Origin of the sequence: Polynucleobacter sp. 71A-WALBACH (assembly GCF_018882365.1) — a bacterium.
In the GTDB taxonomy this organism is placed as follows: Bacteria; Pseudomonadota; Gammaproteobacteria; order Burkholderiales; family Burkholderiaceae; genus Polynucleobacter.
This window is the reverse complement of record NZ_JACVOP010000001.1, coordinates 600,449-616,207: the sequence shown is the minus strand read 5'-3', so window position 1 is coordinate 616,207 and position 15,759 is coordinate 600,449. Positions and strand designations below refer to the sequence as shown.

Genomic DNA, 15,759 nt, shown 5'->3' with positions numbered 1-15,759 from the left:
CCTAAGGTCAACTGCAAGCTAGAATCTAGGGATGGATAGCCAGAAATCACCCTCAGATAGCCAGTTTGTCATCGCCCCCTCCATTTTGTCAGCTGACTTTGCCCGTCTAGGCAAAGAAGTTCAAGATGTTCTCTTGGCGGGCGCAGACTGGATTCACTTTGATGTGATGGATAACCATTACGTTCCCAACCTCACTATTGGCCCCTTGGTTTGCGAGGCGATTCGCCCCCATGCAAGAAAAGATGGCAAGCCAGCCATGATCGATGTTCATCTCATGGTGGAGCCGGTGGATCGTCTAATTCCTGACTTTGCAAAAGCGGGGGCAAACCTGATTAGCTTTCACCCAGAGGCTAGCCCTCACGTGAACCGCACAATTAATTTAATTCGAGACCAAGGTTGTCAGGCGGGCTTAGTGTTAAATCCAGCTACTCCACTTGATCACCTAGACCATACGCTGGAACTACTTGATCTCGTTTTACTAATGTCCGTGAACCCAGGATTTGGTGGTCAATCCTTTATCCCGAGCACTCTCAATAAAATTGCGCAAGTTCGGGCACGCTTAGATCGTCACCAACAAGAAACGGGGCGTCATATTCGTCTTGAAGTCGATGGTGGAATAAAGGTCGACAATATTGCGGCAGTAGCTCAAGCTGGTGCAGATACCTTTGTTGCTGGCTCCGCAATCTTTGGCAAAGAAAATTATGCCGACGTGATTACAGCGATGCGCGCAGAATTAGCGACGTCAGGAAAAGTGTAATGCAGCACGAAGAATTTTTAGCCCTAGCAAAACAGGGTTTCAATCGCATTCCATTGGTGAAAGAGGTTTTAGCGGACTTAGAGACACCACTCTCGCTGTACGTCAAGCTCACCCAAGCCTTTGGACAAAAAAACACTTACTTACTGGAGTCTGTTTTAGGTGGTGAGCGCTTTGGTCGCTTCTCCTTTATTGGCCTGCCTGCTAAAACTGTATTAAGAACCGTAGGCACACCAAATACGCCACGGACTGAAGTGCTCTTTAATGACAAAGTGATTGAAACAAATCACGACAATCCATTGGATTTTGTAGATGCTTATTTCAAGCGCTTTAAGGTAGCAGTGCAAGCCGGTCTCCCCCGCTTCTGTGGTGGACTTGCAGGCTACTTTGGTTATGACACGGTTCGCTATATTGAATCGCGTTTAGCAAAACACAATTTGCCAGATGAATTAGGTGTACCAGACATTCAACTCATGTTGACTGAAGAGTTAGCGGTAATCGACAACGTTGCAGGTCGCATTTATTTGATTGTGTATGCCGATCCTGGTGTTGCCAATAGTTTTGAGACCGCCCAAGCTAGATTAAAAGAATTGCTAGCTTGCTTAAGCAAGCCTGTGAGCATGCCAGCATCTCTACCCAGCACCAAAACAGAATTGATACGCAAGTTCAAAGCGGCAGATTTTGAAAATGCCGTTCTTAAAACCAAAGAATATATTTTGGCTGGCGATTGCATGCAGGTGGTGATTGGTCAGCGCATCAGCAAACCATTCACAGAGTCGCCGCTTGCTCTTTATCGGGCATTGCGCTCTTTAAATCCATCGCCTTATATGTATTTCTACGACTTTGGTGATTTGCAGGTAGTGGGCTCTTCGCCAGAAATCTTAGTACGCCAAGAACAACGTAAGAGTCAGAAGATTGTGACGATTCGGCCTTTAGCGGGTACGCGCCCACGTGGCGCCACACCAGAAGAAGATGAGCGTCTTGCTACAGAATTGCTAGCCGATCCTAAAGAAATTGCCGAGCATGTCATGTTGATTGACTTGGCTCGTAACGATGTAGGACGCATTGCAAAGACAGGCACAGTTAAAGTAACTGACTCCATGTCGATCGAGAAATATTCTCATGTTCAGCATATCGTGAGTTCTGTTGAAGGTGAATTGCTAGACAATATGAGCAATATGGATGTCTTACGCGCAACCTTCCCAGCCGGTACTTTATCGGGCGCCCCAAAAATTCGGGCGATGGAAATTATTGATGAAATGGAAATTGTGAAACGTGGCGTCTATGGTGGTGCGGTTGGCTACCTATCTTTCTCAGGCGACATGGATGTGGCGATTGCCATTCGCACTGGTGTCATTCGTGATGGCGTATTGCATTCGCAAGCAGGTGCTGGAGTGGTTGCCGACTCTGATCCCACTGCAGAATGGAAAGAAACCGAAGCCAAGGCCAGAGCGGTATTAATGGCGGCAGATTTAGTACAAGGAGGACTCGATGCTCCTCATGATTGATAACTACGATTCATTTACCTATAACCTCGTTCAGTATTTTGCAGAACTCGGGGAAGAGGTCAAAGTTTTTCGCAATGATGAGATTTCTGTTGAAGAAATTGCCAAAATCAATCCTGCGCGTATTTGTATTTCACCAGGGCCATGTAGCCCGGCTGAAGCAGGGATTTCAGTAGCTACTATTCAACGTTATGCTGGTCAGATTCCGATCCTTGGTGTCTGCCTTGGACACCAAGCCATTGGCGAAGCCTTTGGCGGGAAGATTATCCGCGCCCAAAAAGTAATGCATGGCAAGACAGATGATATTCATCATACGGGTGTTGGCGTTTTCAAAGATCTGCCAAACCCATTCAAGGTAACTCGTTATCACTCCCTCGCGATTGAAAAGAGTACATTACCTGCAGTGCTTGAAGTAACAGCTACTTCTTCCGACGGTGAAATCATGGGCGTACGCCATAAAGAATTGGCGGTAGAGGGTGTGCAATTTCATCCAGAATCTATTCTTTCTGAGCATGGTCATGCGCTGCTTAAGAATTTCTTGCAAGCCAAATAACTCAACAGTATTCAGTCGATCCCTATGCCTATTACTCCTCAGCAAGCATTGCAACGTTGCATTGAACATCGTGAACTCTTTCATGATGAGATGACTGCCATGATGCGTCTGATCATGAGCGGTGAAATGCCACCTGCATTGGTCGCCGGCCTTCTAGTTGCGCTACGCACCAAAAAGGAGACTGTTGGCGAGATTGCCGCCGCCGCTCAAGTGATGCGCGAATTTGCGACACCAGTACACGTTGAAGATAGAAAAAATTTAGTGGATGTAGTGGGAACTGGTGGTGACGGCGCTCATACCTTTAATATTTCTACGGCTGCTATGTTTGTTGCAGCAGCTGCCGGCGCAAAAATTGCTAAGCATGGCAATCGCAGTGTGAGCAGTAAATCAGGAAGCGCAGATATTCTGGAGTCTCTTGGCGTGAAGCTATCGCTATCACCAGAGCAAGTAGCCAAATGCATCTCCGAGGTGGGGGCAGGCTTTATGTTTGCACCGAACCATCACCCTGCTATGAAAAATGTTGTGCCGATTCGTAAAGATTTGGGTGTGCGTACGATTTTCAATATCTTAGGCCCACTAACTAACCCAGCCGATGCCAAGCGCATCCTCATGGGCGTATTTCATGCTGATTTAGTAGGTATTCAGGCGCGCGTATTACAAGCCATGGGTATGGATCATGCATTAGTGGTTTATGGCCGCGACGGTTTAGATGAGATCTCTCTTGAGGGCGCCACTCTCGTAGGCGAACTAAAGGATGGCCAGGTCCGTGAATATGAAATTCATCCACAAGACTATGGCTTGAGCACCGCTCCAACCAATAGTTTTAAAGTTGCCAATGCCGAAGAATCTAAAGCGATTGTTTTAGATGTGCTCAACAAAGTGCCTGGCCCCGCGAGTGATATTGTCTGTCTTAATGCTGGCGCGGTATTGTATGTAGGCGATGTGGCACCTAGTATTGCTAGCGGTATTCAGATGGCAAAAGAAGTTATTGCATCTGGCGCCGCCCTTCAAAAACTAGACCAATTCGTGGCTGCCACCCAAAATTAATTAAGATACCCATGAGCGACATTCTCGACAAAATTGTTTCTACCAAAAAAATTGAGATCACCTCAGATTCAAAAAAAATCTCTTTAGCCAATCAACGCGATCAAGCCGAAGAAAATAATCGAGATGCGGCATTAAAGCCTCGGGGCTTCATTCAATCTATCGAAAAAAAGATTGCGGTAGGTAAAGCTGGTGTGATTACCGAGATTAAAAAAGCCAGTCCTAGCAAAGGAATCTTGAGAGAGAATTTTCAACCAGGTGAAATTGCACTGTCCTATGAAAATCATGGTGCAGCTTGCTTGTCCGTTCTCACAGATAAAGATTATTTCCAGGGAGCCAATGCTTACCTTCAGGCCGCACGGGCTGCTTGCAGTATTCCAGTTTTACGCAAAGACTTTACGATCGACCCTTACCAAATCTATGAAGCGCGTGCGATTGGTGCTGATGCTATTTTGCTGATTGTGGCCTGCTTAGATCTTAATCAAATGAAAGAGCTAGAAGCTTGTGCTCATGAACTAGGTCTTGATGTACTCGTAGAAGTTCATAACGCCCCTGAATTAGAGCAAGCGCTTGAATTGAAAACTCCGCTACTTGGAATTAATAATCGCAACCTAAAAACTTTTGAAGTAACCCTTCAAACCACCTTATCCCTATTATCGATGGTGCCAGCAGGAAAAACTCTAGTGACTGAATCGGGCATCATGAGTCGTGCCGATGTGCAGTTGATGCGCGATCATCAGATCAATGCATTTTTGGTAGGCGAGGCCTTTATGCGGGCAGAAGATCCAGGCGCAGCCTTAAGTGAGTTATTTAACTAAGCAAGCTTAGAGGGCTTGAGCAGATCTAGGCCGCCTTTAATCAGTCCAACGAGCAGTATTGTGCCGAGCACATCACCAATCAGCATGACAAAGAAGTGATTAATACTTCCGGTCTGATCTAGCCCCCGGACTGCAAACCACCATTGATGTAATCCCGCGCTTAGCGCCGCATAAATCAGGGTGCACATGGCCAACTTAGGCAAACTCAAGTTACCCAGATCGGGTGAGATCTTGAGATTGCTTAATACAAAGATTCTGGCTAGATAGGGCGCAAAACCAGAAATCAGCCCCACACCGATGCAGGTTGTGAGCTCATGTGGGAATTCGCCTAAATAACTAATCAGAAATGATGCGAGGGCTATTCCCAGGGCGCCTGGCAACCCAAAGATCAAAGTAAGAAATAAGCGAAGGCCGGCAGGAAGATATACCCAATTAACGCCTAAACCGTAGGAAATGTAGCTTGTTAACCAATTATTTAAATAAAATAAAGCCGTATAGGCCAACACACTAACCAGGAAGCCTGTAGTCGATTCAAGGAATATTCTTTTCATGACAATTGGCATGGTTATTTTTGAAGTATTAGCTCATACTACCAGTCCATGAATTAGGGAATATACTAGTATTAGCTGTAAAGCTCATAGCCTTAAACATCACTGATATAAAGATATGTCCACCATTAAATCTTCTTGCTACATTCGATTTCTAAACTTGATTGATGTTCTTGACCGCATCAATCCTGGGAAAAAGCTCGACTATATTGAAGAAAGTCTTCTAGATAAGATCATTCTGAGCTTTCATGCCAAACAGTCCATTTTGGTGGGGGATCTTATTTCCCTTTCCGAGCTTGGCTCCCAGGCTACTCTTCATGGGCGACTGAAAAACCTCAGCGCCATGGGCTATATCAAGATGGCCGCGAATGAAGATGGGCGGAAAAAAGAGGTGGTTCCCAGTAAGGCTGCCATCAAGCGCTATGAAGAAATTTCCAAGTGCCTAGAAAAGGCTGTCAAAGCTAGCTAAATATTCTCAAGCAAATAAAAAAGCCCTTACTAGTTAAGGGCTTTTTTATTTAGCGGCGCTGTTTTAGACGTTAAAGAGGAAGTTCAAGACGTCACCGTCTTTAACGACATACTCTTTGCCCTCGGCACGCATCTTGCCAGCTTCTTTTGCGCCAGACTCGCCCTTGAATTGGACAAAGTCTTCAAATGCAATGGTTTGCGCACGAATGAAGCCGCGCTCAAAATCCGTATGAATCACCCCGGCAGCCTGCGGAGCGGTATCGCCTTGATGAATTGTCCAGGCACGAACCTCTTTAACGCCGGCCGTAAAGTAGGTCTGTAAACCCAATAACTTATAGCCCGCACGAATCACGCGATCCAATCCAGACTCCTCCATTCCGAGGTCAGCCAAGAATTCAACTTTGTCAGCATCATCTAGATCGGCAATCTCAGCTTCGATTGCTGCGCACACCGCCACTACTGGGGCACCCTCTTTAGCAGCATGCTCAATCACAGCTTCTAAATGAGGGTTATTAGCAAAGCCATCTTCTTTCACGTTGGCGATATACATCGCCGGCTTTGCAGTGATTAAGCAAAGTGGCTTCAAGAGAAGATTTTCTTCTTCAGTCAGCTTCATGCTACGCACGGGCTGAGCTTGATCTAAATGGGCTTGCACCTTGGTCAGTACGGCCACCAAAGCAGCTGCCTCTTTGTCATTACCTGACTTGGCAGCCTTACTTGAGCGTTGAAGGGTTTTCTCAACAGTAGTGAGGTCTGATAAAGCGAGCTCGGTATCAATCACCGCAATATCTGATATCGGGTCGATCTTTCCGGCTACGTGAATCACGTTAGCATCCTCAAAACACCGAACCACATGGGTAATGGCATCAGTTTCACGAATATTGGCTAAAAATTGATTTCCTAGGCCCTCACCCTTGGATGCTCCGGCCACCAAGCCCGCAATATCGACAAATTCGACAGCTGCAGGCAGGATGCGCTCAGGCTTCACAATCTCAGCCAAAGCGGCAAGACGGGGGTCAGGAACCTCGACCACACCCACATTAGGCTCGATCGTGCAGAAAGGATAGTTTTCCGCCGCGATCCCAGCCTTGGTAAGCGCGTTAAAGAGGGTAGATTTGCCGACGTTAGGCAGGCCGACGATGCCACATTTCAAAGACATAGCCGTATTGTAAAGGGCTAGTTTCGATATCATCGAGATATGTCAGAAGTTCATCAAAATACGTCAGCTAAATTACCCAAAAATACCTCCCAAATACGGAGAGTCGATGTCGTAGTGGTGGGTGGAGGCATAGCGGGTAAGGCTTGCGCCTTGGGCCTAGCTCAGCTTGGTCTGCAAACAATTCAAATTGCCCCTGACTTAGAGCAAACTATTGCCGTTCCCCAAGGAGACCAATGGGGACAACGTATTTACGCTTTTTCTCCCAGCACCCAAAAATTACTAGCCCATCTACAGATTTGGGATGCGATTGATCATGGCCGCATGCAGCCTGTGCGAGATATGCGGATTTTTGGCGATCGCGGAGAAAAACAAGATGAGCTTCACCTATCTGCTTTTGAAGCGGGGACACCCCAGTTAGCTTGGATTGGGGAATCCAATGTCATCGAGCACACCCTAGATCAAGCCTCACGCTTCCAAAATAAATTAGAGCGCATCAGCGATGCCGTGGAAAACATTCAAGTAGATTGGGATGGAGTAAGCCTTCATCTAAAAAATGGTTCTGCCGTGCATGCCCAATTAGTGATTGCTGCGGATGGGGCCAATTCACCCATACGTTCTGAGTTGGGTATTTCCACAAAAGAAGAAAGCTACTCACAAAGCGCCGTGGTGGCTAATTGGATTTGTAGCAATGCCCATTTGGAAACAGCCTATCAATGGTTTTTGCCAGGCGGGGATATTGTGGCGATGTTGCCATTGCCAAACAAACAAGTCTCTATGGTGTGGTCAACCTCACCTGAAAATGCTGCTGAACTTTTAAAATTAGATCAAGCTGCATGGGCTGATACATTTTCCCGTATTGCAGGTGGGGCAATCGTCACTCAGCTTGGAGAACTCAGGTTGAATTCAGCCCCAGCCGCTTTTCCATTGAGAAGAATTCGGGCAAGCCGTTTTATTGGCCCAGAAGAAAATCCAAAAATTGTCTTAATTGGAGATGCTGCCCATGTAATGCACCCGTTAGCCGGACAAGGCTTGAACTTGGGATTGCGAGATGTGGCAACACTGTTAAATATCTTAAGCAAGCGAGAATCCTTTCGCCTGCCAAACGATAAAGTTTTATTGCGCCGTTATGAGCGCCAACGTCAAGGCGATACCAGCGCACTGCTTTGGCTAACAGACAAACTCAAGAAGCTATTCTCAGCAAGCAGTAGCACTGAAAGGCAGTTACGCAACTGGGGTTTAGGCATGGTTAATCGTAGTCACTTTATTAAACGGCGCCTCATTGAACGCGCCCTCGGAGATGCTGATTTTGAATAAATTATTTTCTGCTATCGCTGTAAGTTTCTTACTCACTTTTTTAGCGGGCACGGTCAACGCGCAATCGGAGCAACAAGTTCGCACTGAACTACAAAAGAAAATTGGGGCCAATACCAAAATTAAAAGTGTTTCTGCCTCACCCATCCCTGGTATTTATGAGGTGCTCATTGGGAATGAAGTTATTTATACCGATGCGAATAGTAAATATTTAATCCAAGGTGAAATCATTGAGATCGCCACAGGTAAAAATATCACCGAGCAAAAGCAAGCAGACCTGAATCGCATTAAGTGGTCAGACCTCAACACTGCAAATGCTTTAAAAGCAGTACGTGGCAATGGCAGTCGTCAGATAGCCGTTTTCTCCGATCCCAATTGCGGCTACTGCAAGCGCTTAGAAAAATCATTGCAGCAGTTAGACAACGTCACTATCTATACCTACTTAATTCCCATTCTGTCACCGGACTCAGCACAAAAATCTAAACAGATTTGGTGCTCCACTGATCCTCAAAAAGCCTATATTGATTGGATGATCAATGGCGTAGCACCAAGTGGAAGAAGTGACTGCGCTACTCCTCTAGATAAAAATATGGCCCTTGCCAAAACCTATGGCATTACAGGCACCCCTACTATTTTCTTTACTGATGGCAGCCGTTTTCCTGGCGCCGTCCAAATCACCGACATTGAAAAGAAATTTAATAGTCTGAAGTAATAACTGATGCTGATGAGCAAATTGAATACCTCTGACCTACCTGCAATCCACTACACCATTTGGTCGGCAGACCTGCATGGACACCGCTTTCATGTGAAGTTACGCATTGAAAATCCCCTACCTAATGGACAGATCCTGCAAATGCCCGCATGGATTCCGGGGAGTTATTTGATCCGAGACTTCAGTAAGCAAATTGAAACGATTGAAGCATTTGCAGTTGATAACCCGAATGAAGCGCTGGTGTTAGAACGGATCGATAACGATCAGTGGCGCTTACCCAAGCTAGCAGGAGCGGTAGATATTCTCACCACGGTATATGCTTTTGATTCTTCCGTACGCGCAGCCTATCTGGATACTGAACGTGCGTTTATCAATCCAAGCAGTTTATGTTTGGCAGTCAAGGGTCAGGAGTCTTTGCCATGCGCTCTGGTATTGATTCCACCCAAAGATACTTGCGCAAATCATTGGACCGTTCAGACGGGCTTGCAGCCAGCCAAAGTAGATAGTCAGGGCTACGGATTTTATCTAGCAAAAAATTATGATGATCTTCTTGATCATCCGATTGCTATGGGCGAGTTTCAAATTGCCCATTGGAAATCGAATGGCGTATCTCATAGTATGGCGATTCAGGGTTGCATTCATGAACTGGATTTGGAGCGTTTAGCAACTGATCTACAAGCTATCTGCACCTGCACCATCAATCTCTTTGAACCCAAGACAAAGGAAGCGCCCTTCCAGAATTATTTATTTTTGGTGAATGCCGTTCTTTTTGGATATGGTGGGCTTGAGCATCGCAATAGCACCGCTTTACTTTGCCGTCGCGATCAGCTCCCCCTAGTAAATACCCTTTTGGACGAGTCATCCTATCGTGAGTTTTTGGGTCTCTGTAGTCACGAGTATTTTCATGCATGGTTAGTGAAGCGTATTCAGGCTATAGCGTTCCAACCCTATCAACTCGATCGCAGAAACCATACGCGCTTATTGTGGTTTTTTGAAGGCTTTACGAGTTACTACGACGACTTGCAACTCTTTCGCAGCAAACGGATCGACCTCAAAACCTACCTCAAGCTAGTAGCTAATAATTGGAATGGCATTCTGCGTGGGCCAGGAAGATTGAAGCAAAGCTTAGCGGATAGCTCATTTGATGCATGGACTAAGTACTACCAAGCTGATGAGAACACGCCCAATGCAGTCGTGAGTTATTACGGTAAGGGGGCGTTACTCGCCCTAGGCTTAGATCTCAAGATACGAGCTTTCACAAACAATCGTCAATCCTTGGATGACTTGATGCGGCTCATCTGGCAAACCCATGGAGTTACGCTAGATGGTATTGCTGAAGATGGCTTAGATGACTTGATACTCACACTGCTGGGCGCTGGATTCAGCAAAACCTGGAATGAATTTAAAGCTCGCTATATTTTTGGCCTTGAAGATATTCCAATCCAGAAATGGCTGGATCCAAAAACGATTTCAGTAAAACATAGAACTCTTTCCAAGCTTGAGCAGATCAAACTTCAATTAGGATTACGCCATTCTGAGCTTAGTGGCTGGCTCAAGGTAACCCATGTACTCGATGGTGGAGCCGCGCAATTAGCAGGGCTGGCTGCAGGAGATCTGATTGCCAGCATCAATGGTGAGCGGATTACTACTGCTCGCTGGGATCAGGTTTTATCTGGATTAATCCCAGGTCAGGTGATTCAGATTTGCTTTTACCGGGATGACTTAGAGCATGAGTGCATGGTTGTGCTTGAGGATGATCAAATTCCAACCCAATACGCCCTCTCGCCAGCTGAGTAATGTTTTCGTTTTCTGCGGCTGATATTCCTGAAGATTGGCGAGCCCTTCTTGGGGATTATTTCGAATCTCCTGAATGGCAAGTGCTACAGACCAATCTCAGGAGTGAACTCAATCAAGATGTAGAAAAGATTCGCCCGGAGCCCCAAAATTTCTTTAAAGCGCTTGCACTGACGCCAGTTGCTAAAGTCAAAGTGGTGATCCTAGGACAGGATCCATATCATTCTCCAGGACTTGCTCAAGGCTTGGCTTTTTCCATTCCAAGCAATATTCCGACTAATTCCAGAGAATTTCCTAGCTCCTTACGTAATATCAGCAAGGCGCTGTCACTAGAGGGCTTTGGCACCCTTCCCAATGGCGATCTCCACACTTGGGCTGAGCAAGGCGTACTGCTGCTCAATACCGCCCTCAGCGTCAAATTGGGTGAAGCTGCTAGCCATGCGAACTTGGGCTGGAAATCCCTAATCGATAGACTGATTAGCGCCTTGGCTCTGCAAAAGCCCCATTTAGTGTGGATGCTATGGGGTGGTCATGCCCAATCTAAGCTACCCCTCATTGAGCCTGCCCAGGATCAATTGATTCTGAAATCCTCCCATCCCTCTGGATTGGGGGTCTACAAAACAGATCGACCTTTTTTACAGCCGGGAGCAAAGGCAAGTTGCGGGCATTTCACGAAGGCTAATGAGTGGCTAGTGAAGCACCACGAAACCCCTATTTGCTGGGTTCCCACATATGGACAAAACCCTAGTACTGCCCCTCAATCTATCCTATTTAACTAATGATTTACTGCCGCGTAGAGGCAGCCCACAAGGCAAGATGCCCCTATGGCACTGAGCCATTCCAGCATCTGACCCGACTGAAATAAGCCTGTAAATTGCCCTAAATAGGAGCTAGTCAGAGCAGACAGGCACCCAATGATGGCGCCCATGAGGAGTTTCTTGGCGCTGGGCTTAGCTGATCTCGCCCCAGGGTAAAAAACCAAGGCGAATGCCCCAGTTAAGCCGCCGATCACCAGAAAAGCCAATAACCCCATTGCTACCCCCATTGTTGCTGCTATCAAATCTATAATCACCATTATGAAGTTGTTGACACTCGGCATCAATCATCACACAGCGCCGGTCGCCATTCGGGAAAAGGTCGCCTTTGACCCTGAATTTCTTCAAGAAGCGTTGCACGATCTTCGCCAACATCTCGTTGGCGCGAATCAGGCCGGCCTGCCAGAAGCCACTATTTTGTCTACCTGCAACCGCACTGAGGTCTATTGCGCTGCTAATGATGCTGATGCTGCCAGCCTCTTGCATGAAGCAACTTTTGATTGGTTAGCAAAAACTCAAAAACTGGCTCCCAGTAGCTTACAGCCTCACATTTATTCACTACCGCAATCAGATGCGGTACGCCATGCTTTTAGAGTGGCCTGTGGATTAGATTCTATGGTGATTGGTGAAACCCAAATATTGGGTCAGATGAAAGATGCTGTGCGCACTGCAAATGATGCCGGCGTACTTGGCACTTATCTCAACCAACTCTTTCAGAAAACCTTTGCTGTCGCCAAAGAAGTTCGTGGCTCAACCGAGATTGGCGCTCATTCGATTTCGATGGCCGCTGCATCTGTTCGACTAGCTGAACGTATTTTTGAAAGCATTACCGACCAACGCGTTCTGTTTATCGGTGCTGGTGACATGATCACTTTATGTGCAACGCATTTTGTAGCGCATAAGCCTAAAGGCGTTGCCATCGCTAACCGCACTATTGAACGCGGACAAGAATTAGCAGACTCAATTTCTATTCAAGATATTGAAGCAGAATCATTCAAGTTGTCTGAACTCCCAAATCGACTTCACGAATTTGACATCATTGTTTCTAGCACCGCCTCATCACTTCCCATTATTGGCTTAGGCATGGTGGAGAGTGCATTGAAGCAACGTCGCCATAAACCAATGGTGATGATTGATCTAGCTGTGCCACGTGACTTCGAGCCAGAGATCGCCCGCTTAAATGATGTTTACCTTTATACAGTCGATGATTTAGGTGTAATGATTCAAACCGGTGCCTCCTTACGTCAAGCCGCAGTAAGTCAGGCTGAAGCCATCATTGAAGATCGTGTTGGTAACTTTATGCATTGGATGCAGGGTCGTAAGACGGTTCCACTCATTCAAGATATTCAGCAACAAGGCGAACATCTCAGACAGCTCGAACTCGATCGCGCCATGAAAAGATTAATGCGCGGCGATGATCCCCAGGAAGTTCTCAATGCCATGGCGCAAGGCTTAACCAATAAGTTCTTGCATGGTTCACTACATGCTTTACAACATTCCAATGGCGCTGAGCGTGACGCCCTGATCAAGTTGCTTCCAAAATTATTCGCCTCGCATTCCAAGCCAGAAGACCATTAGATGAAGCCCAGCATGCGGGCTAAGCTAGACCACCTAGATACACGCTTAGCCGAACTCAATTCCTTATTAACTACCGAAGAATCCACGAAAGACATGGATAACTATCGGAAGCTCACGCGTGAGCATTCTGATATTGCAACGGTAGTGGAGCAATTTGGTCTATACAAACAAGCTGAGGCAGATGCGCAAGCTGCAGAAGAAATGCGCAAAGATCCTGAGATGAAGGACTTTGCTGATGAAGAACAAAAGCAGGCTCAAGCCACTATGGAAGAGCTTGAAGGCGTTCTTCAAAAACTACTATTACCTAAAGACGTGAATGACGAGCGTAATGTCTTTTTAGAGATTCGCGCGGGTACTGGTGGGGATGAGAGCGCACTCTTTGCGGGCGACTTGCTCCGGATGTATACGCGCTTTGCAGAACGTCAGGGCTGGAAAGTAGAGGTGGTGAACGCCGCTGAATCTGATCTTGGGGGCTACAAAGAAGTGGTCTTACGTCTCGTTGGTCAATCTGTTTATTCCCGCCTCAAGTTTGAATCTGGTGGTCACCGCGTGCAACGCGTACCCCAAACAGAAACTCAGGGACGTATTCATACATCGGCTTGTACGGTAGCAGTGATGCCTGAGGCGGACGAGTTAGAGGCCGTCAAAATTAATCCTGCCGAACTACGTATTGATACTTTTAGAGCTTCAGGTGCTGGCGGTCAACATATTAATAAAACCGATTCTGCGGTGCGTATTACCCACTTGCCGACTGGTACAGTTGTTGAGTGCCAAGATGACCGCAGTCAGCATCGTAATCGCGATCAAGCGATGAAGGTTCTCGTCTCGCGCATCATGGATGCTCGCGAACGGGAAAAGCATCAGCTTGAAGCGCAAACCAGAAAGTCACTCGTTGGCTCAGGGGATCGTAGTGATCGTATTCGGACCTATAACTTTCCACAAGGCCGGATAACCGATCACCGTATTAACCTCACGCTCTACAAGATTGATGCCATGATGGACGGCGATCTCGATGATCTTTGCAATGCCTTAGCCTCCGAGCATCAAGCAGAACTCCTTGCAGCCCTTGGCGACAGTTAACCAATAGGATGAGTGCTAGCCAGCCTTTACGTTACCTGCTGAGTAACTGCGTATTACCAGCCAACGAGGCCCGCATATTGCTAGCGCACCTGCTAGAGAAACACTATCAGCTACCTAGATCAGCTTTGCTGTCTCGCGACGATATGATGCTCAATATAGCGGCGCAAGAAGAATGGCAAAGCCTGGTCTCCAGAAGAGTTAATGGTGAACCGATTGCCTATATCTTGGGTAAAAAGGGCTTTCATAATATTGAGTTACAGGTAGGTCCTGGTGTACTCATTCCCCGCCCAGAAACTGAACTCTTAGTAGATATTGCCCTTGCTGAAATCGCTAATCTTAATAAACCCACTAAGGTATTAGACCTGGGTACTGGCTCTGGTGCCATTGCACTCTCTATTGCAAGCGCAAGCCCACTAGCAGCAGTGATTGCAACAGATCAATCGGCCGAAGCTCTGGCTATTGCGAAGCAAAATGCTCAAACCCTCAATCTAATGTCTCAGGTTGAGTTTCGACAAGGCAACTGGTACGAAGCAATAGATCCAGAAAACCAGTTTGATGTGATTATCAGTAATCCACCCTATATTGCTAATCAAGACCCACACCTCATTCAAGGGGATCTCAGGTTTGAGCCTGAATCTGCCTTGACTGATTTCAGTAGCGGTCTTACCTGCCTCGAAGCAATCATTTCAGATGCGGATAAGTTCTTAAAGCCTGGGGGGCTGATTGCTGTTGAGCACGGCTTTGATCAATCTGAAGCCGTAGTGGATCTAATGAAAATTGCGGGTTTAATAGATATTCAGGTTCACCTCGATTTGGCAGGTCAGAACCGCACAGCCTCTGGGCGAAAACCACAGGTACTGATTGCTTAATTTAAGTAATCCGTTGACTTAGAGTTCAAAAATACAAATGAATCAAGGCAATTATTGTGGACAATTTTGAGTTAGCAAAGAAATGCTTCTTCGAGGGGATAGATCTCCTTGAGAGAGGCTCATTTCAGGAGGCAGAATATAAGTTCTTGGAATCTTTAAGATTAGTTCCGGATAGGACTTCGACTCTCACGAATTTAGCTGCAACACAAATTAAGCTCAAGAAATATTCAGAGGCGAAGCAGTGCTCTGAAAAATCAATGGAATTAGAGGAAGATAATCCTGAAACTTTCATGAACTTAGGCTTAATCGCAAATGAGTCAAATGATTATGATTTAGCACTTGATTATTTCAATAGGGCGGTATTGCTAAATCCAGATCAAAATTTAGCCTGGCTTAATAAAGGTGCCACTCTTAATGAATTAAAGCGCTACGATGAGGCGCTAGCATCATATGACAAGGCTTTATGTCTCGATAAAAATAATCATGAAGTCTGGTCAAATCGCGGTATTACTCTACATGAACTAAAGCGCTACGATGAGGCGCTAGCATCATATGACAAGGCAATTGAGATTAATCCTGACTATGCTGAAGCATGGTCAAATCGCGGTATTACTCTACATGAACTAAAGCGCTACGATGAGGCGCTAGCATCATATGACAAGGCTTTATGTCTCGATAAAAATAATCATGAAGTCTGGTCAAATCGCGGTATTACTCTACATGAACTAAAGCGCTACGATGAGGCGCTAGC

The 15,759-nt window shown here is 46.3% G+C and carries 17 protein-coding genes; 14 read left to right on the top strand and 3 right to left on the bottom strand.

All coding sequences use genetic code 11. The features are described 5' to 3' along the window. Positions 1-31: 31 nt before the first annotated feature. Genes rpe through trpC form a run of 5 tightly spaced genes read left to right on the top strand, consistent with a single transcriptional unit; the run spans position 32 to position 4,674 of the window. Complete coding sequence (rpe, locus tag ICN42_RS03240; RefSeq protein ID WP_216250768.1) at positions 32-757, top strand: ribulose-phosphate 3-epimerase; 726 nt, start codon at positions 32-34, stop codon at positions 755-757. Then, complete coding sequence (trpE, locus tag ICN42_RS03235) at positions 757-2,262, top strand: anthranilate synthase component I (RefSeq protein WP_216250765.1); 1,506 nt, start codon at positions 757-759, stop codon at positions 2,260-2,262. The genes rpe and trpE overlap by 1 nt, the downstream gene beginning before the upstream one ends. After that, the gene (locus tag ICN42_RS03230) at positions 2,246-2,812 is read left to right on the top strand and encodes an aminodeoxychorismate/anthranilate synthase component II (protein WP_216250763.1); all 567 of its coding nucleotides are present in this window, start codon (positions 2,246-2,248) and stop codon (positions 2,810-2,812) included. The genes trpE and ICN42_RS03230 overlap by 17 nt, the downstream gene beginning before the upstream one ends. A gap of 24 nt (positions 2,813-2,836) precedes the next feature. Continuing rightward, positions 2,837-3,859: an anthranilate phosphoribosyltransferase gene (gene trpD / locus ICN42_RS03225; protein WP_216250761.1), complete on the top strand. Its 1,023-nt coding sequence runs from the start codon at positions 2,837-2,839 to the stop codon at positions 3,857-3,859. Between the two features lie 11 nt (positions 3,860-3,870). Then, positions 3,871-4,674 (top strand): indole-3-glycerol phosphate synthase TrpC, encoded by an 804-nt coding sequence (gene trpC, locus ICN42_RS03220; RefSeq protein WP_216250760.1) that lies wholly within the window; start codon positions 3,871-3,873, stop codon positions 4,672-4,674. On the opposite strand, the gene ICN42_RS03215 is transcribed toward trpC, so the two are convergent. Continuing rightward, a complete protein-coding gene (locus ICN42_RS03215; RefSeq protein ID WP_216250746.1) occupies positions 4,671-5,225 on the bottom strand; it encodes a hypothetical protein in 555 nt (184 codons plus the stop codon). The two genes, trpC and ICN42_RS03215, sit on opposite strands and share 4 nt — an antisense overlap. Positions 5,226-5,340: 115 nt before the next feature. Here ICN42_RS03215 and ICN42_RS03210 point away from each other — a divergent pair, with 115 nt between their 5' ends. Further along, positions 5,341-5,691, top strand: a complete 351-nt coding sequence (locus tag ICN42_RS03210; RefSeq protein WP_216250744.1) for a hypothetical protein — start codon at positions 5,341-5,343, stop codon at positions 5,689-5,691. Positions 5,692-5,754: 63 nt separating this feature from the next. Here ICN42_RS03210 and ychF read toward each other — a convergent pair whose 3' ends face one another. Continuing rightward, the gene (gene ychF, locus ICN42_RS03205; protein ID WP_216250740.1) at positions 5,755-6,849 is read right to left on the bottom strand and encodes a redox-regulated ATPase YchF; all 1,095 of its coding nucleotides are present in this window, start codon (positions 6,847-6,849) and stop codon (positions 5,755-5,757) included. 39 nt (positions 6,850-6,888) lie between these two features. Here ychF and ICN42_RS03200 point away from each other — a divergent pair, with 39 nt between their 5' ends. The 4 genes from ICN42_RS03200 to ICN42_RS03185 are packed head-to-tail and all read left to right on the top strand — an operon-like array spanning position 6,889 to position 11,445. Next, a complete protein-coding gene (locus tag ICN42_RS03200) occupies positions 6,889-8,163 on the top strand; it encodes an FAD-dependent monooxygenase (protein WP_216250737.1) in 1,275 nt (424 codons plus the stop codon). Next, the gene (locus tag ICN42_RS03195; RefSeq protein WP_255539217.1) at positions 8,156-8,872 is read left to right on the top strand and encodes a DsbC family protein; all 717 of its coding nucleotides are present in this window, start codon (positions 8,156-8,158) and stop codon (positions 8,870-8,872) included. Before ICN42_RS03200 ends, ICN42_RS03195 begins: the two co-directional genes overlap by 8 nt. Positions 8,873-8,884: 12 nt before the next feature. Beyond that, positions 8,885-10,669, top strand: coding sequence for a M61 family metallopeptidase (locus ICN42_RS03190; protein ID WP_216250731.1), 1,785 nt, complete (start codon positions 8,885-8,887; stop codon positions 10,667-10,669). Further along, on the top strand, positions 10,669-11,445 hold the full coding sequence (locus ICN42_RS03185) for a uracil-DNA glycosylase (protein WP_216250730.1): 777 nt from the start codon (positions 10,669-10,671) through the stop codon (positions 11,443-11,445). Before ICN42_RS03190 ends, ICN42_RS03185 begins: the two co-directional genes overlap by 1 nt. Here the strand turns inward: ICN42_RS03185 and ICN42_RS03180 are convergent. Next, entirely contained in the window at positions 11,442-11,699 is a 258-nt protein-coding gene (locus ICN42_RS03180; protein ID WP_216250727.1) for a hypothetical protein, read from the bottom strand. The two genes, ICN42_RS03185 and ICN42_RS03180, sit on opposite strands and share 4 nt — an antisense overlap. A 43-nt stretch (positions 11,700-11,742) precedes the next feature. Here ICN42_RS03180 and hemA point away from each other — a divergent pair, with 43 nt between their 5' ends. The 4 genes from hemA to ICN42_RS03160 form a co-directional block, all read left to right on the top strand. Beyond that, the gene (gene hemA, locus ICN42_RS03175; RefSeq protein ID WP_216250724.1) at positions 11,743-13,059 is read left to right on the top strand and encodes a glutamyl-tRNA reductase; all 1,317 of its coding nucleotides are present in this window, start codon (positions 11,743-11,745) and stop codon (positions 13,057-13,059) included. Further along, complete coding sequence (prfA, locus tag ICN42_RS03170) at positions 13,060-14,139, top strand: peptide chain release factor 1 (protein WP_216250722.1); 1,080 nt, start codon at positions 13,060-13,062, stop codon at positions 14,137-14,139. It begins immediately after the preceding gene. 8 nt (positions 14,140-14,147) lie between these two features. After that, complete coding sequence (gene prmC / locus ICN42_RS03165) at positions 14,148-15,008, top strand: peptide chain release factor N(5)-glutamine methyltransferase (RefSeq protein ID WP_216250719.1); 861 nt, start codon at positions 14,148-14,150, stop codon at positions 15,006-15,008. 146 nt (positions 15,009-15,154) lie between these two features. After that, on the top strand, positions 15,155-15,759 hold a 605-nt coding region (locus ICN42_RS03160), incomplete at its 3' end, for a tetratricopeptide repeat protein (RefSeq protein ID WP_216250717.1).

Excerpts from the sequence above, each read along its gene's own strand:
- rpe (WP_216250768.1), top strand. The coding sequence starts at position 32 with ATGGATAGCCAGAAATCACCCTCAGATAGCCAGTTTGTCATCGCCCCC.
- trpE (WP_216250765.1), top strand. The coding sequence starts at position 757 with ATGCAGCACGAAGAATTTTTAGCCCTAGCAAAACAGGGTTTCAATCGC.
- ICN42_RS03230 (WP_216250763.1), top strand. The coding sequence starts at position 2,246 with ATGCTCCTCATGATTGATAACTACGATTCATTTACCTATAACCTCGTT.
- trpD (WP_216250761.1), top strand. The coding sequence starts at position 2,837 with ATGCCTATTACTCCTCAGCAAGCATTGCAACGTTGCATTGAACATCGT.
- trpC (WP_216250760.1), top strand. The coding sequence starts at position 3,871 with ATGAGCGACATTCTCGACAAAATTGTTTCTACCAAAAAAATTGAGATC.
- ICN42_RS03215 (WP_216250746.1), bottom strand. The coding sequence starts at position 5,225 with ATGAAAAGAATATTCCTTGAATCGACTACAGGCTTCCTGGTTAGTGTG.
- ICN42_RS03210 (WP_216250744.1), top strand. The coding sequence starts at position 5,341 with ATGTCCACCATTAAATCTTCTTGCTACATTCGATTTCTAAACTTGATT.
- ychF (WP_216250740.1), bottom strand. The coding sequence starts at position 6,849 with ATGTCTTTGAAATGTGGCATCGTCGGCCTGCCTAACGTCGGCAAATCT.
- ICN42_RS03200 (WP_216250737.1), top strand. The coding sequence starts at position 6,889 with ATGTCAGAAGTTCATCAAAATACGTCAGCTAAATTACCCAAAAATACC.
- ICN42_RS03190 (WP_216250731.1), top strand. The coding sequence starts at position 8,885 with ATGAGCAAATTGAATACCTCTGACCTACCTGCAATCCACTACACCATT.
- ICN42_RS03185 (WP_216250730.1), top strand. The coding sequence starts at position 10,669 with ATGTTTTCGTTTTCTGCGGCTGATATTCCTGAAGATTGGCGAGCCCTT.
- ICN42_RS03180 (WP_216250727.1), bottom strand. The coding sequence starts at position 11,699 with ATGGGGTTATTGGCTTTTCTGGTGATCGGCGGCTTAACTGGGGCATTC.
- hemA (WP_216250724.1), top strand. The coding sequence starts at position 11,743 with ATGAAGTTGTTGACACTCGGCATCAATCATCACACAGCGCCGGTCGCC.
- prfA (WP_216250722.1), top strand. The coding sequence starts at position 13,060 with ATGAAGCCCAGCATGCGGGCTAAGCTAGACCACCTAGATACACGCTTA.
- prmC (WP_216250719.1), top strand. The coding sequence starts at position 14,148 with ATGAGTGCTAGCCAGCCTTTACGTTACCTGCTGAGTAACTGCGTATTA.